The organism is Streptomyces sp. NPDC086766 (assembly GCF_044746005.1).
Taxonomy (GTDB): domain Bacteria; phylum Actinomycetota; class Actinomycetes; order Streptomycetales; family Streptomycetaceae; genus Streptomyces.
In genome coordinates this window covers 242,736-265,485 of sequence record NZ_JBIVBI010000001.1, presented here as the reverse complement: position 1 = coordinate 265,485, position 22,750 = coordinate 242,736, and the positions used below count along the sequence as shown (strand labels likewise).

The window sequence follows — 22,750 nt, the reverse complement described above, 5'->3', positions numbered from 1 at the left end:
GCCTGGGCCCTGCTCGCGTCGTACCACCGGTGGGCGCGGACGGTTTCGAACCGCCGACATCCTGCTTGTAAGGCAGGCGCTCTACCCCTGAGCTACGCACCCGAGACGAGCCGACAGCCTACCTTGTCGGGGGCGCACACCTCCAAACCCGTTTCCGCGGACCGGGGCGGCCGGCGACGGGAGTGTCGTGGTGCGGGCGGCGAACTGATCGGGCCGTGTTTTCGTCCTTTCGGGGTGGGAGAATGTCTCCACGCAGGGCGGACCACGGCACGGGAGAGGGATGTGACGGCGACACCGGCGACACCTCGGCAGCCGCACTCGCCGTACGGACGGCCACGGCCCCGGCGCCGGCGCACCCCCACGGCCGTCCGGGACGTGCTCACGCTGGTGGGGCTGCCGGTGCTGGCCGCGCTCGCGCTGCCGGCCGCGTTCGCCGGGGGCGGCACGCGGCGCTGGTTCGGGGGGCGGGCCGAGAGCCAGCGGGCCGAGGCGCAGGCGGCCAAGGACGCCGCCGCGGCCGCGTTCTACGAGCTGGACACCGCCCAGCGGGATCTGCGGATCTCCATAGAGACGATCACGGCGGTGGACTCCTCCCCCGCCGCCCGCCGCGCGGTCGCCGACTTCGAGGCGCTGGGCAGGCGCATCGACGAGGCCAGCGGGCGCTACATCCAGGCCGTCGACGCGCAGGACCTGGACCGGGACGACCTGGAGGCGGCCACCGCCGCGCGGGCGCGCGCCGAGCTGACCGCCGCCCGGGAGGAGCTGGTCCGGGTCAAGCAGGAGCTGGACCGTTTCGCCGACGGTCTGGGGCCGCTGCTCGGCAAGGCCGAGACGCAGCTGGCCCGTCTCGCGCCCGCCGTGGAGCGGGCCCGGCAGGCGCTGCTCGCGGCGAGCAACGCCCTGGACGCGGTCCGCGAGTCGGGGCTCGCGGCGGACGGTCTCGCCGCCCGGCTGGCCGCCCTCTCGCCCGAGCTGACCCGGCTGAACCAGGGGGCGGGGCAGCACGGTGTGCCGCAGACGCTGGAGCGTGCCGAGCGGGTGGCGCGGGACGCGGAGGCGATCCGGGCGGAGGCGCGGCGGCTGCCGGAGCGGGCCGCCGAGACGGATCACCGGCTGGTCTCGCTGCGCACCCGGGCGCAGGCGCTGACCACGCGCGCCGGGCAGGTCGATCCCGTGCTCAGCGAGCTGCGGCGGCGGTTCACGGCCGCCTGCTGGCAGGATCTGCAGCAGGTGCCGGAGCAGGCCGCGGAGCACGTCCGGCAGGCCGAGCTGAAGCTGAAGGAGGCGCAGGCGGCGCGCGACGCGCAGCGCTGGGCGGACGCCACCGCGCTGCTGTCGACGGTGCGGGCGCTGCTGAACACCACCGACGAGGCCGTCTCGGCCGCCGGGGAGCGCCTGAAGCGGCTGAACGCCGTGCAGAAGGACCCGCACGCGGAGATCGAGCGGACCCGGTTCGCGATCCGGGACGCCCAGCGGCTGGCGATGACGGGCCGGTCGGCGCCCGACCCGCGGCACGCCCGGCCGCTGGACGACGCGGTGGCCCGGCTGGAGCGGGCGGTCGCGGGCCTGGAGGGCCGGCACCCCGACTACTGGCACTTCCTGACCGAGACCGAGGCGGTGCGCCGGGCGGTGGCCGGGGTGGTCGCGCGGATCCGGGAGGAGCGGGGAGCCGGTCGCTGAGGCCCGGCTCCCGGCCCCTGGGGGACACCGCTCAGGTGCGGTAGGCGTAGAACGCGGCGTTCGGGTAGGACGCGACGAGGCTCGCCACCGACCTGTTGTAGGTGTTGGTGGAGTGGTACGTCACGTACGGCACGCCCTGCGGGCTGCGGTAGGTGACGATCATGGTGTGGTCCTTGGACCCGTCCCTGTTGAAGTCCATCTGCACGACGTCACCGAGGTCGGCCTGGTAGACGTTGGCGAGGCTGGTGGCCCGCTTGGAGGACAGGGCGAACCAGGAGAACTCGTTGACGCCGACGAACGAGTCCGACTGGATGTCGGAGTTGCCGAACCACTTGTGGAAGTCGTTGGTGTAGCCGGGGACGTGCTTCCAGCCGCCCGCCTTCAGGGACTGGCTGACGAAGTTGGTGCAGTCGCCGCCGGCCCCCTGCCCGTTGAAGTTCGGGTAGTCGGGGTTGTAGTTGCTCCAGTACTTCTTCGCGTACGCGACCATGGCCTTGTAGTTGTAGCCGGTGGCGGAGAAGTTCTTGGCCCTGGCCGGGGCGGGCCACGCGGTGGAGGCGCGGGTGGCCTCGGGCGGGCCGTCGTCGGCGGCGGTGTCCGGGGCGGCGACGGCCGGCTTGGCCACCTGGTTCACCGCGAGGTAGCCGCTGTCGGTGTCGCGGATGCCGGTGAGCTGCCAGTCGCCGTTGCGGTCGGCCTTGAACGTCAGCTCGTGGTGGGCCTGGAAGCCGGTGGTCTTCGGCTCGGTGCCCTTGACCTTCTCGTAGGTCAGCGTCGTGGTCTCGGTGACGGCGACCTTGGCGCTGCGGCCCTTCACCTGGGTGGCGTCCAGGGTGACGCTGGTGCTGGCCGCGCTGTACTTCTCGCCGAGGCGGGCGAGGCGGGACTTGCGGCCGCGCAGCTCGGCGAGCGCGGAGCTCTCCTGGTGCGACTGCGTGCCGGACAGCCGGACCCGGCCGGAGAAGCCGGACGTCCGCTGCTTGTCGTCCCCGCTCTTGGCCTGGTCCACCAGGGCGTTGGTGCGGTCGGTGAAGACCGCGTCGGCCAGTCGCTGGAAGGTGGCCTTGGTCGCCGGGTCCACCGTCGGGTCGTCGGTGACCGCCGCGCCGGCGCTCCAGTTGGGCACCAGGGCCACGCCGGCGACCACCGAGGCTGCGGCCGCCGCGATGATGGTCGTGCGGCTCCGCTTACGGCTCAATCTTCTCGATTTCAATGATGTTCCCCTCTACGCCGGTACGCCTACCGGGCCATCGCATCTTCGCACGGGTCGTGCGACGGTTGTGAAGAGGGGATGCGCAAGTGGAACCAGACTGTTTCAGGCGTCACTTGACCACCGTCGGGGGGTCACTTCACCACCGCGGGCGTCACTTGACCACGGTGGACCAGTCCGGGGACTGTGCGGGGTCCAGGCTCCGCAGCCGTTGCAGGGTCTCGGGCTTCTGCACGTCCAGCCAGTCGGCGAGTTCCCGGAAGGACACGCACTTCACGCCCTTCTTGGAGCACACGTTCTTGACGACCTGGTCGATGGCCTTCATGTAGATGCCGCCGTTCCAGTCCTCGAAGTGGTTGCCGATGAACAGCGGTGCCCGGCTGCCGTAGTAGACGCGGTTGAAGCCGGCCATGTAGCTGTCGACGGTCTGCTGCTCCCACTCGGGGTACTTGACCGGGTCGCCCTTGGTCTCGCCCTCGGACTGGTTGTAGAGGAAGTTGAAGTCCATGGACAGGCCCTGGTACTTGCCCGACTCGTACGGCAGCATCTGCAGCGGGAAGTCCCAGACGCCGCTCTTCTTCGACGGCCATATCTGGAAGTCGCCCGGGGAGCTGGCGTCGTAGCGCCAGCCGTAACCCTTCATCGCCTTGAGCAGGTTGGGCTGGCCCTCGAGGCAGGGCGCGCGGCCGCCGGTGACCTCCTTGCGGAAGTCGAAGGGCAGCGGGGCGATGTCGGTGAAGCCGGTGTTGGTCTTCCACTTCTCCACGAAGTCGTAGAACTGGTCGATCTCGCTCTTCCACTCCTCGACGCTCCAGTCGCCGCCGCCCTTGGCGCCGCAGAAGTGTCCGTTGAAGTGGGTGCCGATCTCGTTGCCGTCCTCGTAGGCGGCGCGCAGCTGCTCCAGGGTGGTGCGGATGTGCGCGTCGGTGGCGTAGCTGATCGCCGCCGAGCCCGGGGGGTGCTGGGGCGGGTGGTAGAGGTCCTTCTTGCTCTTGGGCAGCAGGTAGATGCCCGTGAGGAAGAAGGTCATGTGGGCGTCGTACTGCTTGGCCAGTTCCCGGTAGTGGGAGAAGAGGCCGTCGTCGCCCTGGAGGGCGCCGTCCCAGGAGAAGACGACGAACTGGGGCGGCTTCTCGCCCGGTTTGAGCGGTACGGGCTTCAACTCGCCCTTCTGCGGACCGGTGTAGGAGGTCGAGCCGTCGCCCAGCACCTGGGTTCTGCCGTCCCACTCGGGCTCCTTGGGTGCCGTCTTGGCGGCGCCCTTGGAGTCGCCCTTGCTCCCGGCGGACGCGGTCGGCGCGGTGGAGTCGGGGCGGGTCAGTGCCAGGAAGCCCGCCACGACGGACGCGACGACCAGGAGGGCGGCCAGGGTCACGAACTCGGGGCGGGCGGTGCGACGGGGCGCGCGGGCCTTGCGGCGGCGGCCGGACTGCGACTTCATGGGCGGCTCAATCTGCGTGGGTGGTCATCGGGGCGGGTGCGGGGCGGCGGGGCCGCACGGGGTCAGCCGAGCGGGTCCATGGCGCCGGCCCAGATGCCGTAGGGGACGCTGTCGGCGGGTGGGCCGGCGATCCCCTTCAGGGGCAGTGGTTCGAGGCTCTTGGCCAGGTCGATGCGGTAGACGACGACGGCCGTCGACACGGACTTCGCGGTGCCGACGTACCAGGCGGCGGTGTCGCCCGCGGTGGTGCCCGCCTTTCCGCTCACCGGGGTGGTGGCGGGCGCGGCGGCGGGGTGGGCGGTACGGAAGGCGTCGGCGAGCGCCTGGGTGACCTCGGCGGCGACCTGGGCGCCGACGGCGCGGTCGCGGGCCGGTGCCTCCAGCCGCACGGTGGAGCCGTTGCGGGTGATACGGCGCACCGAGTACGGCTCGGTGTGCATTCCCCCGGCGGCGAAGGTGGCGTAGCCGTTGGCCATGCGGATCGCGCTGGGTGTGGAGGTGCCCAGCGACAGATCGGGCACCTGCGGGCCGAGGCTGGAGGGGAGCAGTCCGGCCGCCAGCGCGGTCTGCTTGACCTTGTCCAGGCCGGTGTCCATGCCCAGTTGCATGAAGGGCGTGTTGACCGACTCCGCGAGTGCCTTGCGCAGGCTGATGCGTCCCCAGGACTTGTTGCCGTCGTTGTGCGCGGCGACCTTGCGGCCGCTGCGGTCCCAGTAGGGGCCCTCGGGGGTGGTGACGGGGACCGCGTCGTCGCCGTCGTAGACGCTCTCCGGGTAGACCTGTTCGCGGGGGGCGTCGCGCCGCTTGGTCACGCCGTGTTCGAGGCCGGCCGCGTACACGAAGGGCAGGAAGGCCGAACCGGCCGGGACGGTGGTCGCGTTGGACTCGTTGTAGCCCTGGGTGCGGTGGTCGGGGCCGCCGTAGACGGCGAGGATCCGGCCGTCGGTGGCGACCGAGGCGGCGCCGTAGTGGGCGGACTTCGCCGTCCCCGCGTCGTCCGCCTTGGCCTTCTTGCGGGCCTTGGTGACGGCGTCGGTGAGGGCGGTCTCCCGCTTGCGGTCGAAGGTCGTGTAGATCTGGTAGCCGCCCAGGTCGAACTTCTTGTCGGAGAGGCCACCGGCCTTCTTCGCGTAGCCGGCGGCCAGTTCGACGAGGTAGTCGCTCTGCTCACCGGTGTCGTAGAGCGGGTTGCTCTTGAGCGGCTCGGGGAAGGTGCGGTACTTGGCGCGCTCGGCGGGCGACAGCTTGCCGATCTTCACCATGCGGTCGAGGATCCAGTTCCAGCGCTCGACCGCGCGGGCGTGGTTGGCCGCGTTGAGGGTCGGGTCGTAGAGGCCGGCGCCCTTGAGCAGGGAGGCGAGGAAGGCGGCCTCCCCGGCGTTGAGCTTGCTGACGTCCTTGCCGTAGTAGGCCTGGGCGGCGCGCTGGATTCCGTAGGTGCCGCGGCCGAACCAGCTGGTGTTGAGGTATCCCTCGAGGATCTTGTCCTTGCTCATCTTGTTGTCGAGCTTCAGGGCGATCACGGCCTCGGTGAATTTCCGCCCGACCGACTGATTCTGCGTCAGATAGACGTTCTTCACGTACTGCTGGGTGATGGTGGAGCCGCCCTGGGTGTCGCCCTCGCCGACCGTGCGCCACAGGGCGCGGGTGATGCCCTTGAAGGAGATGCCGGGGTCGCTGTAGAAGCTCTCGTTCTCGGCGGCCAGCACCGCCCAGCGGACGTCCTCGGGTATGTCCTTCAGCGGCATCGCCTGGCGCTGCACCCAGCCGGTACGGGCCATGGGTGTGCCGTCCGACCAGAAGTAGACGTTGTCCTGCTGGGTGGCGTACGTGTTCAGGTTCTGGGGTATGTCGGTGGCGGCGTAGGCGACGACCAGGAACGCCCCGGTCAGGCCCACGGCCGCCAGCCATGCGCCCAGCCACTGCCGCCAGGTGGGCAGCCAGCGGCGCCAGCCGGTGCGGCCGGGGCGCGGGTACACGGGCTTCAGCCGGCGGGCGTAGGGCGCGAGCCGCTGGAGGTACGGGGTGAGCCGCCGGGTGTAGGGGGCCAGGAACCGGGTGAGCGGCGCGAGGCGCCGGGCGGCGGCGGAGGTGAGCCGGGTGACGGCCGGGGGCAGCGCCGGGCCGCGGCGCCCGGTGCGGCGGGCGGCGCGTCCGCCCGCCTCCTCGCGGCTGACGACGCGCAGTTGCATGGTGGCGTCCGGGGGCACGGCCTCACCGGCGTCGGGGCCGCCCGCGCGCCGGGCGGCGGCGTTCGCTTTCCGCAACGCGTCGACGTTGAGCTGCAGGGTGGCGTCCGGCTTCAGCGCGTCGCCGACCTTCAACTGCATGGTCTCTTCCGGCGGCAGAGCGGCCCCGGACCGGTCCTCTCGCCCGCCGTCCCCGCGGCGCTGACCCCGTTTCGGGACCCCCCGCCGCGCACGCGCACGACGGCCTTCCTCCGCGGGGCCCGCCCCCTGCCCATCCATGGTCACGGATGAGTCTCCCTCCGCACTCGGTCTTGCTCGCGCGGGTGGACACGGCCGCCGCGAACGCGGCCGCCGGCCCCCTCATCCCCAGCCGTCTCGCGGCTCTCGCGGCTATACAAAATTATCAGCGATCTTTTCAATTTCTCCGCACGAGAACTGGACAGAAACCAACACATAAGAAACGAGCATCTCTGTGTGTCCGATCACGCCCGCTAATCTGGCCCCATGCCTCGCTACGAGTACCGCTGCCGGACCTGCGGCGACACCTTCGAACTGAGCCGTCCCATGGCGGAGTCCGCCGCCCCGGCGGCCTGCCCCGCGGGCCACGACGACACCGTGAAACTGCTCTCCACGGTCGCCGTCGGCGGCTCGGCGTCCGCCCCGTCGCCCGCTCCCCGGGCCGGCGGCGGCTCGGGCGGCTGCTGCGGCGGGGGCTGCTGCGGCTGAGGCCACGGCACCCCGGCGGACCGGAGCCACGGCACCCCGCCGGACCGGAGCCGCGGACCCGGCGGGCGTCAGCGGCGGCGCGCCAGCGACAGCCCGGCCGTGGCCGTCAGCGGCACGCTGTCCACCCGGTCGTCCGCCGCCACGCGCGCGGGCAGTTCCCCGGCGGCGGCGTCCACCACGAGCAGGGCGCCGCGCCGGGCTCTCGGCACCAGTTCGTCCCAGGACGCGGCGGGGTCCGCGTCCGCGCCCACGACCACCAGGTCGAGGTGCGGCTCGTCGGGCAGGGCGCGCAGCGTCGCCAGGGCGTCCTGGCCGGTCACCGTCAGCAGCGTCCCGTCGGGCGGCAGCTCACGCTCCAGGCACCGGGCGGGCAGTCCGGCGAGGGTTCCCACCTCCACGATCCGCGACGCGCCCGTCAGCCGGGCCAGGAACGCCAGCAGCCCGGCCCGTTCCCGCACCGCCTGCGGGCCCGGGAACAGCGGCCACGGCGTGTGCGTAATGTCGTCGAGCATCCGCCGGGCTGGGTCCTCGGGGGTGCCCCGCTCGTCCCGGTGCTCCCGCAGTTCCCCGGTGAGCCGTGTGCCGCCGCCGTCCATCACCTGACCCCCTCGCCGTTCCGGTCCGACCACCACCGTAGACCGCGACCAACATCAACTGTTGGCCAACGCCTCACAAACCGCCGACGGGTCCCCGGCGGGCCGTGCGCAGGAACTCGCGGGCGATGCGCTCCCCGGCCAGGACCCCCCGCTCCGGAAGGGCGCGGATCGCGGGAGCGGACCAGCCGGTGTCGGCCAGCTCGCCGTGGCCCGGCCGCCAGCCCCGGTCCACGGCCAGCAGCAGATCGGCGTCGAGGAGGGAGTCGCCCGCGCCGAGGGTGAGCTCGGCGCCGGTGCGGCGGGCCAGCTCGCGCACGGCGGCGCTCTTGGTCAGCGGCTTGGGCACGGCGTAGATCTTGCGCCCCTGGAGGGAGACCGTCCAGCCGCGGTTCTCCGCCCACGCGGCCAGCTCCTTCACCCACTCCTCGGGCAGCAGTTCGCGCTCCACGACGAGATAGGCGAACAGGTCCTCGGCGACACGGTGCTTGCGCAGCCAGACCGGGTCGGCGGTCCGCTCCAGGTGCTCCCGCACCTCGGCCAGGGGCGCGCACTCGCCGGCCAGCCGCTCGGTCACCTGCCGGTGCCAGTCGGGGTCCGACACCCCGTCCACCAGCAGATGGCCGCCGTTGGCGCAGATCGCGTACGTCGGCGCCGGACCCGGCAGGTTGATGCGCAGGTACTGCTTGCGGGTCCGGGTCGTGGTCGGCACGAACACCGCCGTGTCGGCGAGATCGGTGAGCAGCTGCGCCGCCGTCTCCGTCATGTAGGACAGCGGCCGGCTCTCGTGCACCTCCACGCACAGCAGCCGGGGCGCCCGGGCGTCCGGCATGGTCAGCGCGAGGGCCGCCGCGGAGTAGATGAGCGTACGGTCGAGGTCGCTCGCCACCAGCACCGGCATCAGAGGGCCACCGCCCGTCCGTCGGCGCCGGTCGCCCCGCGCGTGTACTTCGGATGGATCAACCCCACGCAGGTGTACGGCAGTTCGCCGACCTCCTCCACCGGCACCCCGCGCTGCTCGGCGAGCAGCCGTACGTGGTCCAGGTCGGCGCCGGCCCCGGCCCGCGCCAGGATCTTCCACGGCACCCGGCGCAGCAGCACCCGCGTGGTCTCGCCGACGCCGGGCTTGACGAGGTTCACGTCGTGGATGCCGTACTCCTCGCTGATGCGCTCCACGGCCGCCCAGCCCTCCCAGGTCGGGGTGCGGTCCGCGGCCAGCAGTTCCTTGACGGCGGTGCCGACGCCGTCCGCGACCTCGGCGAAGCGGGCGGAGACCGCGTCGAGGAAGGCCGTGGAGACGTCCGCGCCGGCGAGTTCGCGGTAGAACTTCGCGCCGTGGAAGTCGTGCGGGCCCACCAGGTCGGCGCGCAGCACGGTGCGCGAGATCAGGCCCGACACGGTGGAGTTGAGGCAGGCGGAGGGGATGAGGAAGTCCTCGCGGGTGCCGTACGTCCGCACGCACGAGCCCGGGTCGGCGAGCACCGCGATCTCCGGGTCGAAGCCCGTGACGCCCTCGCGTCGCTCGAACTCCTCGATGGCGTCGGCCAGTTCCCGGGTGATAGCGCCCTTGCCGGTCCAGCCGTCGACGAAGACGACGTCGGCGGGGTCGTGCCGGTCGGCCAGCCAGCGCAGGGCGTTGGCGTCGATGCCGCGCCCGCGCACGATGGAGACGGCGTAGTGCGGCAGGTCCAGGCCGTGCCGGAACGCGGCCCAGCGGCGCATCAGCACGCCGACCGGGGTGCCCGCGCGGGCGAGCGAGACCAGGACGGGGCGCGGGGACCGCTCGGCGAGCACGGTCTCGGTGACCACGCCCACGGCCTGGGCGAGACGGGCCGCCGAGGACTCCAGGGCGGTGTGGAAGAGCCGCTGGTAGCGCTCGCTGGGCTGGTACTCCACGGGGAGCGACTCCGCGTAGTGCGCGCCGCCGCTCTGGATGGCCTCCTCACGCTCCTCGGTCGGCGCCTCCAGCGTCACCTCCGAGAGGTCCCGCAGCAGCCAGCCGACCTCCTCGGGCGCGTACGAGGAGAAGGCGGGGCCGCGGAGGGGCTCGGACAGCATGGGGGGCCTTTCGGAGGCGTGCGGGGCGTGGCGGGCGTCCGGTTCCGGCTCCCCGGGGACGTACGACGGCACGACGGCGAGCAGGACGTGCGGGGTGTGCGCGGCGAGCTGGGCGAGCAGTCCGTCGGCCGCGTGCAGCGCGGGGCTGTCGGCGACCGAGTCGACGACGGCGACGACGGCGTCGAAGCCGCCGCCCGCGACGTTGTAGGCGTAGCGCTCGCCGGGGCCGTCGGCCGGGTCGTCGTGCGCCGGGAAGACCAGGCGGGTGCGGATCGCGTAGCCGGGGTCGTCGACGGCGAGGACGGGCGAGCGGGTGGTGGTGGAGTAGCGCACGTCGGCGCCGACGGCCCGCTCCAGCTCGCGGGCGAGCCGCAGCGGCGCGTACATCAGCTCCTCGAAGCCGAGGACGAGCACCCGGCGGGCGCGCGCGGGCAGCGACTCGGCGATCCGCGCGGCCATCGCGGGCAGCTCCTGCTCCAGCCGGTCCCGGTGCGCGGCCGTGAATCCGTGCCGTCCCCCGTCGGGCACCTCCCGGGGCCAGCGCAGTTCGACCCGGACCGCCCCGCGGCGGGCACGCTGCGCGGGGAGCGCCGCCGGTTCCGCCCCGGCGACGAGGGCCGGGCCCGATGCCGGGCCGCCCGCTCCGGGAGCGTCCCCCGCGGGCGCGGGCCGGTTCGCCGCGGAGCCGCACGGCTCCGCTCCGTCCGGCTCCGCCCGGCCGGGCGCGGTCGCCCACGTGCTCGCCGCCGGCGAGTGCGGCTGCCGCTGCGGAGGCGTCGCGGCCTCGTGCCGGGCGACCAGTTCCTGCCCCTTCTCCAGGACGCCCTCCGGGAGCCGTACCGTGCCCGAGGCGGCGGCCACCAGGTCCACCCGGGCCCCGACCTCGTCGGCGAACTCCGCCAGGCGGTCCATGTCCGCGGCGGAGCGCATGTCGACCAGGGCGACCACCACGTACCGCCGCCGCGGATGACGGGCGTGCAGGTCGCGGATGGTGTTCAGAACCGTGTTGCCGGTGGAGAACTCGTCGTCGACGAGGACCAGCGGGCCGTCCCCGGCCAGCAGCGCCGGATCCTCCGGCAGCAGCAGGTGGGAGGTCGCGTGCGAGTGGGACTCCTCGAAGCCGCCGGCCGGGTCGACCCCGGCCACCGGGCGCCGGGTGGAGTGCAGGTAGGGCGCGGAGCCGAGCCCGTCGGCAACCGAGTGGCCGAGCCCGGTGGCGGTCTCCGCGTACCCGAGCACGACCGCCGCGGCGGCCTCCTCGGCGCCCAGCAGCGCGCGCACCCGCCGGCCGAGGGCGAGTCCGTGGCCGTACACCACGGACGGCGACTGCGGGACGTGCTTGCCGAGCACGTTGGAGACGAGCAGGTGCGCGCGCTTGGGGTTGCGCCGCAGCGCGAGCCCGAGCAGGCCGGTCAGTTCGTCGTCGCCGACGAGTTCGACCCCGAGCCGCTCGGCGACCCAGGTGCCGGACCAGACCCCGTTGTTGACTGCGTTGTTCATGCGTTCCCTGTGGTGAGGCGTGTGTCAGCCGGGTATTCCGGCGGCGAGCAGTTCCACGAACCCGACGTCCTCCCTGGCGACGCCGAACACCTCGGCGCGCAGCATGGTCCGCTCGGCCCAGGCGCGGTGCGGCTTCACCTCGTTCATCTTGTTCGTGTACGCCGACCTCATGACACCCCCGCCGCCGCGCTCCGGCCGCAGGATGTCCGCCGCGTCGCTGAACTCCTCGTGGCTGACGACCGAGAGGGCGTGCACGGGGAGCACGTGCGAGGGGTGGATGCAGGTCTTGCCGAGCAGTCCGTTGGCCTGGTCGAGGGAGATCTCCCGCAGCAGCCCGTCCATGGCGTGCTCGATCAGTCTCTCGCGCAGCTCGACCGCCTGCACCTCAAGGAAGGGGCTCTGCCGCAACTGCGGCTTGAACATGCGCTCCGGTGCCCGGAAGTACTCCCACACCGGCCCGGTCACCGTGAACCCGGTGCCGTCGGCGCGCCCCAGCATGTTCACCACGTCGGCGATCACGGAGGCGACGACCTGGACGTCGTAGGCGGTCATGTCGGGGGCCCGGCGCAGGCCGTAGGAGGAGCAGAAGTCGGTGACGCCGAGGCGCAGCGCGAGCACCCGGTCGCGGTACTTGTCGACCGCGCGGAAGATGCCCTCCAGGGTCTCCACGCGCGACTCCCGGTACAGCAGCTCCGGCGACTCCAGCACCGGCATGGCGAACAGCCGCCGCCCGACGGCCGCCGCGGCCCCCTGGAGCGCCTCCAGGAAGGGGACTCCGCGCTCCTCGGTGAACTTCGGCAGGACGAATCCGGACAGCAGCTCCACGGTGGGGCCGAGGCGACGGACCAGGTCGGGGACCTGCTCCGGCGTGCGCACCCGGATGAACAGCAGCGGGAGGTCGGTGTCCGCGCGGGCGGCCAGGTCGGCGAACTGGCGGACGAGGTTCTCCTCGCCCTCCACCACGTCCGCGTCGTCGATCGAGTCCTCCAGGCACAGCACCATCGAGACCACACCGCGCCCGGCCTGCTTGACGATGTCGTCGGCGAGCCGGGGCCGGGTGGCCGGGCTGTAGAGCGTGGCGCCGAGGGCCGTGGAGAGCAGGCGGGCCGGGGAGTCGGCGGTGAACACGCCCGGCTCCCGGTGGAAGAGGCGCCGGCGCACCTCAGGGGCGATGTGCCCGAAATGACGCATGAATCTCCCCCGTGGTGACGTGAGTCGTGTGTGAAAGATGGCGAAGTGTGGCCGGTAATAGTACGTAGAAAGCCATGTCAGGGGTTCCCGCAGGGCGTGAACTTCTGGTAACCGGGCCCTGTCGACGCCTGTTCGACGGGGGTCGTATACCCGGCCTGCTTCCGGCCACCCCCGCATTGTCGTGACCAGGACCGAGAGGGCAGGATGACCGCATGACGCACGCGATGCTGAAGGGGTCGAACGTCCCGCTGGAAGCCACGACGGTGCGCGCCGTGCTGCGCTGGACTCCCGGGCAGGGGATTCCGGACGTCGACGCCTCCGCGCTGCTCCTCGGCCTCGACGGCCGGGTGCGCTCCGACGAGGACTTCGTCTTCTACAACCAGCCCCGGCACCCCTCGGGGAAGGTCTGGCGGCTGGGCAAGAAGCGTGTCGCCGAGCATCTGACCGACACGATCCAGACGGACCTCGGCGGGGTCGAGTCCGGTGTCGGGCGCATCCTGCTGGTGGCCTCGGCCGACGGGGTCGCCTTCGACCGGGTGCGTTCGCTGTGCATCCTGCTGTACGACGCGGCCGTCGCCGACGCGGAGCCGCTGGCCTCCTTCGAGATCAAGCCGGAGACCGGCCAGGAGACCGCGCTGATCTGCGGCGAGCTGTACCGGCGGGGCGAGGGCTGGAAGTTCCGGGCGCTCGGCGAGGGCTACTCGAACGGGCTGAAGGGGCTCGCCACCGACTTCGGCATCTCCGTGGACGAGTCGGAGGAGCCGGACACGCCGGAGCAGCCGGTTCCGGGCCCGCGGCCGGTGCCGCCCACGACCGCCCAGCCCCTGCCGCCGGAGCAGCCGACGTACGCCCGTCCCCCGCAGCAGCCGCCGGCGACCGCGGCCGCACAGCCGGCCTACGGCTATCCGGAGCCCGCGTACGGCTACCCGCAGCAGCCCGCACCGGCCGTCACCGCGGGGGCTCCGTCGGGCTACGGCTATCCCCAGCCGGTGACGACCGCGCCCGACCCGGAGTTCCGGCTGCCGCCGCAGGGTCCGCAGTTCATCGGCCGCTGAGCCCGCCGCGCCGGCCGGGCGGGCCCGCGGCCCAGGACCGGACGGTCACCTGTCGGCCGTCGACTTGTAGCCGCGCCCCCACTGGAGCCCCCAGCCGTAGAGCCGGTCCAGCTCGGCCTGGAAGCCGTAGACGAACTTGACCTCGCGTCGGACGAGCAGTTCGCCCTTCACGTTCTCGATCAGCACCACCGCGCACGACCGCGCCTGGGGGTGCCGCTCGTCGAGGCCGATCTCGATGCGCGGGCCGTTGCTCGGGTACAGGGTGACGATCGCGTGGGTGCGGTCGAACGCCGGCGTCTGGTCGTAGATGTAGACGAAGACCAGGAGCCGCTTGATGGCGTCCCGGTGGTCGAGATTGACGTAGATCGTCTCGCCGGACGCGGAGCCGAACCGGTCGTCGCCGCTGAGTTTCACGTACGGCGGCGCGTTCACGTCCCCCAGGAAGCCGCCGAGCGGCTGGACGACCCCCTTGGTGCCGTCGGCGAGTTCGTAGAGGCAGCCGAGGTCGAGGTCGACGTTCACCATGCTCTGGCTGTGCCCCATCACCTCCGGCGGCTTGAGCGCCTTGAAGGGATGCCGCAGCAGGCTCTCGCGGGCGGAGCCGCCGATGTCGGAGGTCCGCATCCGCCAGGTCAGGTTGACGCGCAGATGCCCGGTGGCCGCGCCCTGCTTGGTCAGCGACACCTGATGGTGCCGTTTGGTCAGCTCGATCGCGTTGGTCGCCGCGCTGCCCGAGTCGAAGTCGGCCACGCGTCCGCCCAGCAGCCCGTCGAAGAACCCCATGTCCTGCCCGCCCCCACCTTCACCCGCACATCGGCCCCGCACACATGCCGCGGGGCGGCCCGAGGACGTGTCCCCGTCGGCCGCCCCGCACAGAGCGTTCCCCTCCCGGGAGGGCGGTCACACCCCGGAGGAGACCTCAGTCCTCTCGTCCGAGCCCGCCGCTTTTCCCCCGCCGTCCGCGAGCGCGCGGTTGCGGCGCACGGAGGACCAGAACGACCAGGCGATCAGCACCACGCCGACGAGGCCGGTGATCACCTCGTTGATCTGGTACTGGATGGTGACCATGAGGATCACGGCCAGCGCGCCGATCGCGTAGTGCGCGCCGTGCTCCAGGTAGACGTAGTCGTCGAGGGTGCCCTGGCGGACCAGGTAGACGGTGAGCGACCGGACGTACATGGCGCCGATGCCGAGGCCGAGGGCCATCAGGACGATGTCGTTGGTGATGGCGAAGGCGCCGATCACGCCGTCGAAGGAGAAGGACGCGTCCAGGACCTCCAGGTAGAGGAACATGAAGAACGCGGCCTGACCGGCCAGGACGACCGCCGAGCGCTTCTTGCCGGTGCGCGCGGCCTCTTCCTCCTCCTCGTGCTCCCGCTCCTCCTCTTCCTCCAGCTTGTCCTCGAAGTAGCCGGAGAGACCGCCGACGATCATGTACGTGATCAGACCGGCGATGCCGGCGATCAGCACCGTCTGGGCCTTGTCGACGTGCGCGCCGCCGTGCTGGTGGGCGTGGGTGGCGAAGGTGAAGGAGGTGATCAGCAGGACGATCAGGGAGATGCAGACCGACAGCATGTCGACCTTGCCGAGCTTGGCCAGCGGCCGCTCGATCCAGCGCAGCCACTGGATGTCCCGGTCCTCGAAGATGAAGTCGAGGAAGATCATCAGCAGGAACATGCCACCGAACGCGGCGATCGCCGGGTGGGCGTCGGTCACCAGCTCCTGGTAGCGGTCCTTGTTGTTCAGCGCCAGGTCGACGGCCTCGATCGGGCCCATCTTGGCGCTGATGGCGACGATCACGACCGGGAAGACCAGCCGCATGCCGAAGACGGCGATGAGCACGCCGACCGTGAGGAAGATCTTCTGCCAGAAGGCGTTCATCTTCTTCAGGATTCCGGCGTTGACCACCGCGTTGTCGAACGACAGCGAGATCTCGAGGACGGAGAGGATCGCCACGATGCCGAGGGCCTCCCACCCCCCGTAGAAGACCGCAGCGACCAGACCGATCGCGGTGACCGCGAACGACCAGCCGAAGGTTTTCAGAAGCACTGGCTACCCCATCGTGTGTTGGGGGTCCCTCCCAGACGAATCTGGGGGAGGGTCTCCCCCGCGCCGTACCCGGCTTTACCCAACATTGACCCCGAGTCTAGAGGCGAAACCGCCGTCCGAGGGAGCTGGGGCCGTCCCCGACCGGAACCCGCGGCCCCTAGCGGCCGCCCCCGGGAGCGGGGGCGCGCCTCGCGCGCGGCGCTGCTTCAGGAGACGTTGACCCCGAAGTCCAGGGCGATCCCCCGCAGTCCGGACGCGTACCCCTGGCCCACGGCGCGGAACTTCCACTCGCCCTGGTAGCGGTAGAGCTCGCCGAAGATCATGGCGGTCTCGGTGGAGGCGTCCTCGCTCAGGTCGTAGCGCGCGAGCTCCTGGCCGTCGGCCTGGTTGACGACGCGGATGAACGCGTTGCTGATCTGGCCGAAGGTCTGGCCGCGCTCGTCGGCCATGTGGATCGAGACGGGGAAGATGATCTTCTCGCACTGCGGCGGCACCTTGGCCAGGTCCACCAGGATCGACTCGTCGTCGCCCTCGCCCTCACCGGTGAGGTTGTCGCCGGTGTGCTCCACGGAGCCGTCGGGGCTCTTGAGCTGGTTGTAGAACACGAACCACTCGTCGCCCAGCACCCGGTTGGTCCCGCCGCACAGCAGCGCGCTGGCGTCCAGGTCGAAGGGTGCTCCGGTGGTGGAACGCGCGTCCCAGCCGAGCCCGACCATGACGTTGGTCAGATTGGGTGCGGCCTTGGAGAGGGAGACATTGCCCCCCTTGGCGAGCGTGACGCCCATGATGCTGGTCCTCCCCGAGATGGTGCTGCTGTGGTTGTCCTGCGCGTCCGGCGCCGCACGCAAACCGTGCGACGCCGGACAGATGCGGTTTCGTGCCTCAGGCGCGTACGCCTCAGACGTTGACCCCGAAGTCCTGGGCGATGCCGCGCAGGCCCGAGGCGTACCCCTGGCCGATGGCGCGGAACTTCCACTCCGCGCCGTGGCGGTAGAGCTCGCCGAACACCATGGCGGTCTCGGTGGAGGCGTCCTCGCTCAGGTCGTAGCGCGCGATCTCCTGGCCGCCGGCCTGGTTCACGACGCGGATGAACGCGTTGCGCACCTGGCCGAAGGACTGCTGGCGGTTCTCGGCGTCGTAGATGGAGACCGGGAAGACGATCTTCTCGACGTCGGCCGGCACCCCCGCGAGGTTGATCTTGATCTGCTCGTCGTCGCCCTCGCCCTCACCGGTGATGTTGTCGCCGGTGTGCTCCACGGAGCCGTCGGGGCTCTTGAGGTTGTTGAAGAAGACGAAGTGCTGGTCGCTGGCGACCTTCCCGGAGTTGTTCAGCAGCAGCGCGCTGGCGTCCAGGTCGAAGTCGGTACCGGTCGTGGTACGGACGTCCCACCCCAGGCCGACGACGACGGCCGTCAGTCCCGGGGCCTCCTTCGTCAGCGATACGTTGCCGCCCTTGCTGAGGCTGACTCCCACGAGTCCTCCATTGGTGTCCGGGGGCGGGAGCCCCGTCGTGCATCGGATAGGGGATCAACGTGTCGATCCTAGTGACGGGTTCCCGCACCCCGCAGGCCCTGGAGCCGACGGGTCACAGGTGTCGGATCACAGGGTGCCGAGCGCCTTCACGTAGTCGTTCAGGTCGCGCGCGTCCGGCAGCCCGTTGACCACGGTCCACCGCACGACGCCCTCCTTGTCGATGATGAAGGTCCCGCGCACGGCGCAACCCTTGTCCTCGTCGAAGACGCCGTAGTCGCGCGAAGTGTTGCCGTGTGGCCAGAAGTCGCTCAGCAGGGGGTACTCCAGGCCCTCCTGCTCGGCGAAGACGCGCAGGGTGTGGATGGAGTCGTTGGAGACCGCGAGGAGCTGCGTGTCGTCGTTGACGAACGTCGGCAGGTTGTCGCGCAGAGCGCACAGCTCGCCCGTGCACACGCCGGTGAAGGCGAACGGGTAGAAGAGCAGCACCACGTTCTTCTCACCGCGGTAGTCGGACAGGCGCACGGTCCTGCCGTGGTTGTCCTTGAGCTCGAAGTCGGGGGCCTTGTCGCCGACCTGGATCGCCATCGTCCTGGAATCCCTTCGGTGGGGCTGTTCGGGTGGGTCCACCCTACGCAGCGATCACCGGGAGCAGGCGGACGGGCCGGGCGCGGGCCGGCCCGTCCGGCGTGCGGGGGCCGCGGCCCGGGCGGGCCGCGGCGGGGGTCCGGGTACGCCGGACCCCCGGACGGTCACTTCTTGGACTTCGCGGCCTTCGGCGTCGCCAGCCTCGATCCGCTCCAGTCCTTGCCCACGCTGACGCTCTTGCTGGCCGTCAGACCCGCCGTGGTCGCGGCTTCCGAGATGTCGCTCGGCTCCACGTAGCCCGAACGGCCGGTCTTCGGCGTGAGGAGCAGGATGGCCCCGCCCTCCTCGATGTACGTGGTGGCGTCCACCAGCGCATCGGTCAGATCGCCGTCCTCGTCGCGGAACCACAGCACCACGGCGTCGGCCACGTCGTCGTAGTCCTCGTCGACGAGCTCGGTGCCGACGGCCTCCTCGATGGCCTCGCGGAGCTCCTGGTCGACGTCGTCGTCGAAGCCGATCTCCTGGACCACCTGCCCGGGCTGGAAGCCCAGCCTGACGGCCGGGTTAGTCCGCTCCTCCGCGTGGTCCGCGGTCGCGCTCACGGGTTGCCTCCTGATGGTGTTGCGTTATGGGGTCTTCAGCCACGCGCGTGCGCGAAGCATTGGCCGTAGTCCACACGGGCGGGCCCGATCGCGCAAGTACCCGGCGGTTCGGACCGCCGAAACGGTGACGATCCCGGCTGTGTCGCCGCAACTCCTGACACGGTATCGCGATCAGCGGTGACACACACCACACCCTTCTGCCCGGTTTGCGCCCTTGAGAACCCGGCGCGGACAGCCGTTGGGACAGGAGTTCCCCGATTACCCCTCGGTAGAGATGACGTTTGCCTCTTACGAGGTACACGATGGGGAACGGTGCAGGCACAGGGAGAGAAACCCCAGAATAAGGCAGCAAAACCCCCGAAAGACCAAGAAAAGTCGCCCTCTGACAGGTAAGGAACAGCGTGGCTTCCGGATCCGATCGAAACCCGATCATCATTGGCGGCCTTCCGAGTCAGGTTCCTGACTTCGATCCCGAAGAGACCCAGGAGTGGCTCGACTCGCTCGACGCCGCCGTCGACGAGCGGGGCCGCGAGCGGGCTCGCTATCTCATGCTCCGGCTGATCGAGCGCGCCCGGGAGAAGCGCGTCGCCGTGCCGGAGATGCGCAGCTCGGACTACGTCAACACGATCCCGACCAAGAGCGAGCCGTTCTTCCCGGGCAACGAGGAGATCGAGCGCAGAATCCTCAACGCCACACGCTGGAACGCCGCGGTGATGGTCTCCCGCGCCCAGCGCCCGGGCATCGGCGTCGGCGGCCACATCGCCACCTTCGCCTCCTCCGCCTCGCTCTACGACGTGGGCTTCAACCACTTCTTCCGGGGCAAGGACGAGGGCGACGGCGGCGACCAGGTCTTCTTCCAGGGGCACGCCTCGCCGGGCATCTACGCGCGCGCGTTCATGCTGGACCGGCTGAGCGAACGGCACCTCGACGGCTTCCGCCAGGAGAAGTCGAAGGCCCCCTTCGCGCTGTCCAGCTACCCGCACCCGCGTTCGATGCCGGACTTCTGGGAGTTCCCCACGGTCTCCATGGGCCTCGGCCCGATCGGCGCGATCTACCAGGCCCGGATGAACCGCTACATGCAGGCGCGCGGCATCGCGGACACCTCCCGCTCGCATGTGTGGGCCTTCCTCGGCGACGGCGAGATGGACGAGCCGGAGTCGCTCGGGCAGCTGTCCATCGCCGCCCGTGAGGGCCTGGACAACCTGACCTTCGTGGTCAACTGCAACCTCCAGCGCCTGGACGGCCCGGTGCGCGGCAACGGCAAGATCATCCAGGAGCTGGAGTCGGTCTTCCGGGGTGCCGGCTGGAACGTGATCAAGCTGATCTGGGACCGCACCTGGGACCCGCTGCTGGCGCAGGACCGGGACGGGATCCTGGTCAACAAGATGAACATCACGCCGGACGGCCAGTTCCAGACCTACGCCACCGAGTCCGGCGCCTACATCCGCGAGCACTTCTTCGGCGACGACCACCGGCTGCGCGCGATGGTCGAGAACATGACCGACGACCAGATCCTGCACCTGGGCCGCGGCGGTCACGACCACCGCAAGATCTACGCCGCGTTCAAGGCGGCCGTCGAGCACAAGGGCCAGCCGACGGTCATCCTGGCCAAGACGATCAAGGGCTGGACGCTCGGCCCGAACTTCGAGGGCCGCAACGCCACCCACCAGATGAAGAAGCTGACGGTCGACGACCTCAAGCGCTTCCGGGACCGGCTGCACCTGCCCATCCCGGACCGGGACCTGGAGTCCGGCGCGCCGCCGTACTACCACCCCGGCCGGGACTCGGAGGAGATCCAGTACATGCACGACCGGCGCAAGTCGCACGGCGGGTACGTCCCGACGCGCGTCGTGCGCTCCGAACGGCTGGCCCTGCCGGACGACAAGACGTACGCGTCCGTGAAGAAGGGCTCGGGTCAGCAGTCCATCGCGACGACCATGGCCTTCGTCCGGCTTCTGAAGGACCTCATGCGGGACAAGGAGCTCGGCAGGCGGTTCGTGCTGATCGCGCCCGACGAGTACCGCACCTTCGGCATGGACTCGTTCTTCCCGAGTGCGAAGATCTACAACCCGCTCGGTCAGCAGTACGAGTCCGTCGACCGCGACCTGCTGCTGGCGTACAAGGAGTCGCCGACCGGGCAGATGCTGCACGACGGCATCTCCGAGGCGGGCTGCACCGCGTCGCTGATCGCGGCGGGCTCGGCGTACGCCACGCACGGCGAGCCGCTGATCCCGGTGTACGTCTTCTACTCGATGTTCGGTTTCCAGCGCACCGGCGACCAGTTCTGGCAGATGGCCGACCAGTTGGCGCGCGGATTCGTCCTGGGTGCGACCGCCGGACGCACGACCCTGACCGGTGAGGGTCTTCAGCACGCGGACGGCCACTCGCAGCTGCTCGCCTCGACCAACCCGGCGTGCGTGGCGTACGACCCGGCCTACGGCTACGAGATCGCGCACATCGTGCAGGACGGCCTGCGCCGGATGTACGGCGGCGACGAGGAGCACCCGCACGGCGAGGACGTCTTCTACTACCTCACCGTCTACAACGAGCCGATCCAGCAGCCGGCCGAGCCGGCCGGTGTGGACGTCGAGGGCATCCTCAAGGGCGTCCACCGGATCGGTGTGGGCTCCGCGGGCGAGATCCCGGCGCAGATCATGGCCTCGGGCGTGGCCGTCCCGTGGGCCCTGGAGGCGCAGCGGATCCTCGCCGAGGAGTGGAACGTGAAGGCCGACGTCTGGTCGGCGACCTCCTGGAACGAGCTGCGGCGCGAGGCCGTGGCGTGCGAGGAGCACAACCTGCTGCACCCGGAGGAGGAGCAGCGGGTGCCCTGGGTGACGCGGAAGCTGAGCGGGGCCGAGGGGCCGTTCGTGGCCGTGTCCGACTGGATGCGGTCGGTGCCGGACCAGATCGCGCGGTGGGTGCCCGGGACGTACCAGTCGCTGGGCGCCGACGGCTTCGGCTTCGCGGACACCCGCGGGGCGGCGCGGCGGTTCTTCCACATCGACGCGGAGTCGATCGTGGTGGCCGTGCTGACGGAGCTGGCGCGCGAGGGGAAGGTCGACCGGTCGGTGCTCAAGCAGGCCGTGGACCGCTACCGGCTGCTCGACGTGACGGCGGCCGACCCCGGTACGGCGGGAGGCGACGCGTAGGGGTTTCCGGCGGGGCCGGGGCGCGGCGCGCGCCCCGGCCCCGGGCCGCCGGACGGGCGGCGGGGCCGACGGCTCAGCCGCCCTCGTCCGTGTTCGTTTCCTTACGATGCGGCCATGGAGCAAGACTCGGCGCAGGCCCGTTGGGAACGGCGCACGCAGCGACCCCTGCTGGCCCTCGCGGTGGCGTTCGCCGCCGCCTATGCGGTGCCGATCGTGGACAGCGCGGCGAGCCGGTCCGTGACGACCGCGTGCACGGTCGTGGAGTGGGTGGTCTGGGGGGCGTTCGCCGTCGACTACCTGGTGCGGCTCTCGCTGACCGGGCGGCGCCGGGAGTTCGTCCGCCGCAACTGGCTGGACCTGTGCGCGGTGGTGCTGCCGCTGCTCCAGCCGCTGCGGCTGCTGCGGGTGGTGGCCACGGTGCTGCTCGTCGGGCGGCGGGCGCGGCTGGCCGAGCAGGTCCGGCTGACGACGTACGTGGCCGGGGCCGTGGTCGGGCTGCTGATGTTCGGTTCGCTGGCCGTGCTGTCGGTGGAGCGGGACTCGCCGAACGGGAACATCAAGACGCTGGGTGACGCGGTGTGGTGGTCGTTCACCACCATGACGACCGTGGGGTACGGGGACCACGCGCCCACGACCGGGCTCGGCCGGATGCTGGCCGTCGGGCTGATGCTGTCCGGGATCGCCCTGCTGGGTGTGGTGACCGCGAACATCGCCGCCTGGTTCATCTCCCGGTTCGAGAAGGACGACGTGGAGGAACGGCGCCAGACGGCGGCGATCGAGCGGCTGACCGAGGAGGTGCGGGAGCTGCGGGCGCATGTGGCCGCGCTGACCGCGCAGGCGGGCCCCCGGGCGACCGCCGGGGGCCCGTCCCGCACCGCGCCCGGGTCAGAACATGCCGCTGCCCGGGGCGGCCGCTCCGGCGAGCCAGAGGATCGCCAGGAGCGTGTCGATGGCGCCCAGAACGAGGGCGACCAGGGCCGGTACCGAACGGTCTCCCGTCCAGCTGCGGCCCATCGCGAGCCAGCCGCAGACGACCGCCGCCGGGCCGAGGACGATCCCCAGCACGAAGAATCCGGCGATCGCGCAGACGACTCCGATGATTCCGAGCGTCGCGCGATCCGGCCCGTTCCGTGACCACGTACGGCTACGTGAACGGGGGTACCCGCGCGTTCCGTGTCCGAAGCCCGCCATCATCAACTCCTCGAACCCCTGGCCGAGTTGGTGTTTCGAAGGGGTTCGTGGAATCGGG

General features: G+C 71.2%; 18 protein-coding genes, 1 tRNA gene and 1 pseudogene. 5 read left to right on the top strand and 15 right to left on the bottom strand.

Annotated features, from left to right (window positions below; genetic code table 11):
• Positions 1–30: 30 nt before the first annotated feature.
• Positions 31–102, bottom strand: a tRNA-Val gene (locus tag ACIPM1_RS01165).
• A 180-nt stretch (positions 103–282) separates the two neighbouring features.
• Here ACIPM1_RS01165 and ACIPM1_RS01160 point away from each other — a divergent pair.
• Complete coding sequence (locus ACIPM1_RS01160) at positions 283–1,680, top strand: hypothetical protein (RefSeq protein ID WP_402427223.1); 1,398 nt, start codon at positions 283–285, stop codon at positions 1,678–1,680.
• Positions 1,681–1,711: 31 nt separating this feature from the next.
• Here the strand turns inward: ACIPM1_RS01160 and ACIPM1_RS01155 are convergent, their stop codons facing one another.
• From ACIPM1_RS01155 to ACIPM1_RS01145, 3 genes are all read right to left on the bottom strand, one after another.
• Entirely contained in the window at positions 1,712–2,827 is a 1,116-nt protein-coding gene (locus tag ACIPM1_RS01155) for an amidase domain-containing protein (protein WP_402428138.1), read from the bottom strand.
• A gap of 217 nt (positions 2,828–3,044) precedes the next feature.
• Positions 3,045–4,331, bottom strand: a complete 1,287-nt coding sequence (locus tag ACIPM1_RS01150) for a hypothetical protein (RefSeq protein WP_356185633.1) — start codon at positions 4,329–4,331, stop codon at positions 3,045–3,047.
• Between the two features lie 62 nt (positions 4,332–4,393).
• A complete protein-coding gene (locus ACIPM1_RS01145) occupies positions 4,394–6,661 on the bottom strand; it encodes a transglycosylase domain-containing protein (protein WP_402427220.1) in 2,268 nt (755 codons plus the stop codon).
• Positions 6,662–7,024: 363 nt separating this feature from the next.
• On the opposite strand from ACIPM1_RS01145, the gene ACIPM1_RS01140 reads away from it, so the two are divergent.
• Positions 7,025–7,246 carry a zinc ribbon domain-containing protein gene (locus ACIPM1_RS01140; RefSeq protein WP_402427218.1) on the top strand — a complete coding sequence of 74 codons (222 nt, stop codon included), beginning with the start codon at positions 7,025–7,027 and terminating at the stop codon, positions 7,244–7,246.
• Positions 7,247–7,314: 68 nt separating this feature from the next.
• Here the strand turns inward: ACIPM1_RS01140 and ACIPM1_RS01135 are convergent, their stop codons facing one another.
• The 4 genes from ACIPM1_RS01135 to ACIPM1_RS01120 form a co-directional block, all read right to left on the bottom strand.
• Complete coding sequence (locus ACIPM1_RS01135; RefSeq protein WP_402427215.1) at positions 7,315–7,845, bottom strand: O-methyltransferase; 531 nt, start codon at positions 7,843–7,845, stop codon at positions 7,315–7,317.
• Between the two features lie 70 nt (positions 7,846–7,915).
• Positions 7,916–8,740: an HAD family hydrolase gene (locus ACIPM1_RS01130; RefSeq protein ID WP_402427212.1), complete on the bottom strand. Its 825-nt coding sequence runs from the start codon at positions 8,738–8,740 to the stop codon at positions 7,916–7,918.
• Entirely contained in the window at positions 8,740–11,397 is a 2,658-nt protein-coding gene (locus ACIPM1_RS01125; RefSeq protein WP_402427209.1) for a phosphoribosyltransferase domain-containing protein, read from the bottom strand. The genes ACIPM1_RS01130 and ACIPM1_RS01125 overlap by 1 nt, the downstream gene beginning before the upstream one ends.
• A 24-nt stretch (positions 11,398–11,421) precedes the next feature.
• Positions 11,422–12,588, bottom strand: a complete 1,167-nt coding sequence (locus ACIPM1_RS01120) for an HpcH/HpaI aldolase/citrate lyase family protein (RefSeq protein ID WP_402427206.1) — start codon at positions 12,586–12,588, stop codon at positions 11,422–11,424.
• A gap of 212 nt (positions 12,589–12,800) precedes the next feature.
• Here ACIPM1_RS01120 and ACIPM1_RS01115 point away from each other — a divergent pair, with 212 nt between their 5' ends.
• A complete protein-coding gene (locus ACIPM1_RS01115) occupies positions 12,801–13,643 on the top strand; it encodes a TerD family protein (protein ID WP_402427204.1) in 843 nt (280 codons plus the stop codon).
• A gap of 45 nt (positions 13,644–13,688) precedes the next feature.
• Here ACIPM1_RS01115 and ACIPM1_RS01110 read toward each other — a convergent pair whose 3' ends face one another.
• The 6 genes from ACIPM1_RS01110 to ACIPM1_RS01085 all read right to left on the bottom strand — a co-directional run bounded on the left by ACIPM1_RS01110 (position 13,689) and on the right by ACIPM1_RS01085 (position 18,352).
• A complete protein-coding gene (locus tag ACIPM1_RS01110) occupies positions 13,689–14,426 on the bottom strand; it encodes a Tellurium resistance (RefSeq protein WP_356185613.1) in 738 nt (245 codons plus the stop codon).
• Between the two features lie 117 nt (positions 14,427–14,543).
• On the bottom strand, positions 14,544–15,692 hold the full coding sequence (locus tag ACIPM1_RS01105; RefSeq protein WP_402427200.1) for a DUF475 domain-containing protein: 1,149 nt from the start codon (positions 15,690–15,692) through the stop codon (positions 14,544–14,546).
• A 206-nt stretch (positions 15,693–15,898) separates the two neighbouring features.
• Positions 15,899–16,477: a TerD family protein gene (locus ACIPM1_RS01100; RefSeq protein WP_402427197.1), complete on the bottom strand. Its 579-nt coding sequence runs from the start codon at positions 16,475–16,477 to the stop codon at positions 15,899–15,901.
• A gap of 112 nt (positions 16,478–16,589) precedes the next feature.
• On the bottom strand, positions 16,590–17,165 hold the full coding sequence (locus ACIPM1_RS01095) for a calcium homeostasis/redox stress adaptation protein (RefSeq protein WP_356185605.1): 576 nt from the start codon (positions 17,163–17,165) through the stop codon (positions 16,590–16,592).
• Between the two features lie 126 nt (positions 17,166–17,291).
• Complete coding sequence (locus ACIPM1_RS01090) at positions 17,292–17,750, bottom strand: peroxiredoxin (RefSeq protein WP_356185602.1); 459 nt, start codon at positions 17,748–17,750, stop codon at positions 17,292–17,294.
• Positions 17,751–17,914: 164 nt separating this feature from the next.
• The gene (locus tag ACIPM1_RS01085) at positions 17,915–18,352 is read right to left on the bottom strand and encodes a DUF3052 domain-containing protein (protein WP_356185600.1); all 438 of its coding nucleotides are present in this window, start codon (positions 18,350–18,352) and stop codon (positions 17,915–17,917) included.
• Positions 18,353–18,753: 401 nt separating this feature from the next.
• On the opposite strand from ACIPM1_RS01085, the gene aceE reads away from it, so the two are divergent.
• Both aceE and ACIPM1_RS01075 read left to right on the top strand, forming a co-directional pair.
• Positions 18,754–21,501, top strand: coding sequence for a pyruvate dehydrogenase (acetyl-transferring), homodimeric type (aceE, locus tag ACIPM1_RS01080; RefSeq protein WP_402427193.1), 2,748 nt, complete (start codon positions 18,754–18,756; stop codon positions 21,499–21,501).
• Positions 21,502–21,615: 114 nt separating this feature from the next.
• Positions 21,616–22,329, top strand: a pseudogene (locus ACIPM1_RS01075) (potassium channel family protein); the annotation flags it as partial.
• 57 nt (positions 22,330–22,386) lie between these two features.
• On the opposite strand, the gene ACIPM1_RS01070 reads toward ACIPM1_RS01075, so the two are convergent.
• On the bottom strand, positions 22,387–22,695 hold the full coding sequence (locus ACIPM1_RS01070; protein WP_402427190.1) for a small hydrophobic protein: 309 nt from the start codon (positions 22,693–22,695) through the stop codon (positions 22,387–22,389).
• Between the last annotated feature and the right edge of the window lie 55 nt (positions 22,696–22,750).

Coding starts and splice junctions, on each gene's coding strand:
- ACIPM1_RS01150 (WP_356185633.1), bottom strand. CDS start 4,331: ATGAAGTCGCAGTCCGGCCGCCGCCGCAAGGCCCGCGCGCCCCGTCGC.
- ACIPM1_RS01145 (WP_402427220.1), bottom strand. CDS start 6,661: ATGCAGTTGAAGGTCGGCGACGCGCTGAAGCCGGACGCCACCCTGCAG.
- ACIPM1_RS01140 (WP_402427218.1), top strand. CDS start 7,025: ATGCCTCGCTACGAGTACCGCTGCCGGACCTGCGGCGACACCTTCGAA.
- ACIPM1_RS01130 (WP_402427212.1), bottom strand. CDS start 8,740: ATGCCGGTGCTGGTGGCGAGCGACCTCGACCGTACGCTCATCTACTCC.
- ACIPM1_RS01125 (WP_402427209.1), bottom strand. CDS start 11,397: ATGAACAACGCAGTCAACAACGGGGTCTGGTCCGGCACCTGGGTCGCC.
- ACIPM1_RS01120 (WP_402427206.1), bottom strand. CDS start 12,588: ATGCGTCATTTCGGGCACATCGCCCCTGAGGTGCGCCGGCGCCTCTTC.
- ACIPM1_RS01115 (WP_402427204.1), top strand. CDS start 12,801: ATGACGCACGCGATGCTGAAGGGGTCGAACGTCCCGCTGGAAGCCACG.
- ACIPM1_RS01110 (WP_356185613.1), bottom strand. CDS start 14,426: ATGGGGTTCTTCGACGGGCTGCTGGGCGGACGCGTGGCCGACTTCGAC.
- ACIPM1_RS01100 (WP_402427197.1), bottom strand. CDS start 16,477: ATGGGCGTCACGCTCGCCAAGGGGGGCAATGTCTCCCTCTCCAAGGCC.
- ACIPM1_RS01090 (WP_356185602.1), bottom strand. CDS start 17,750: ATGGCGATCCAGGTCGGCGACAAGGCCCCCGACTTCGAGCTCAAGGAC.
- ACIPM1_RS01070 (WP_402427190.1), bottom strand. CDS start 22,695: ATGATGGCGGGCTTCGGACACGGAACGCGCGGGTACCCCCGTTCACGT.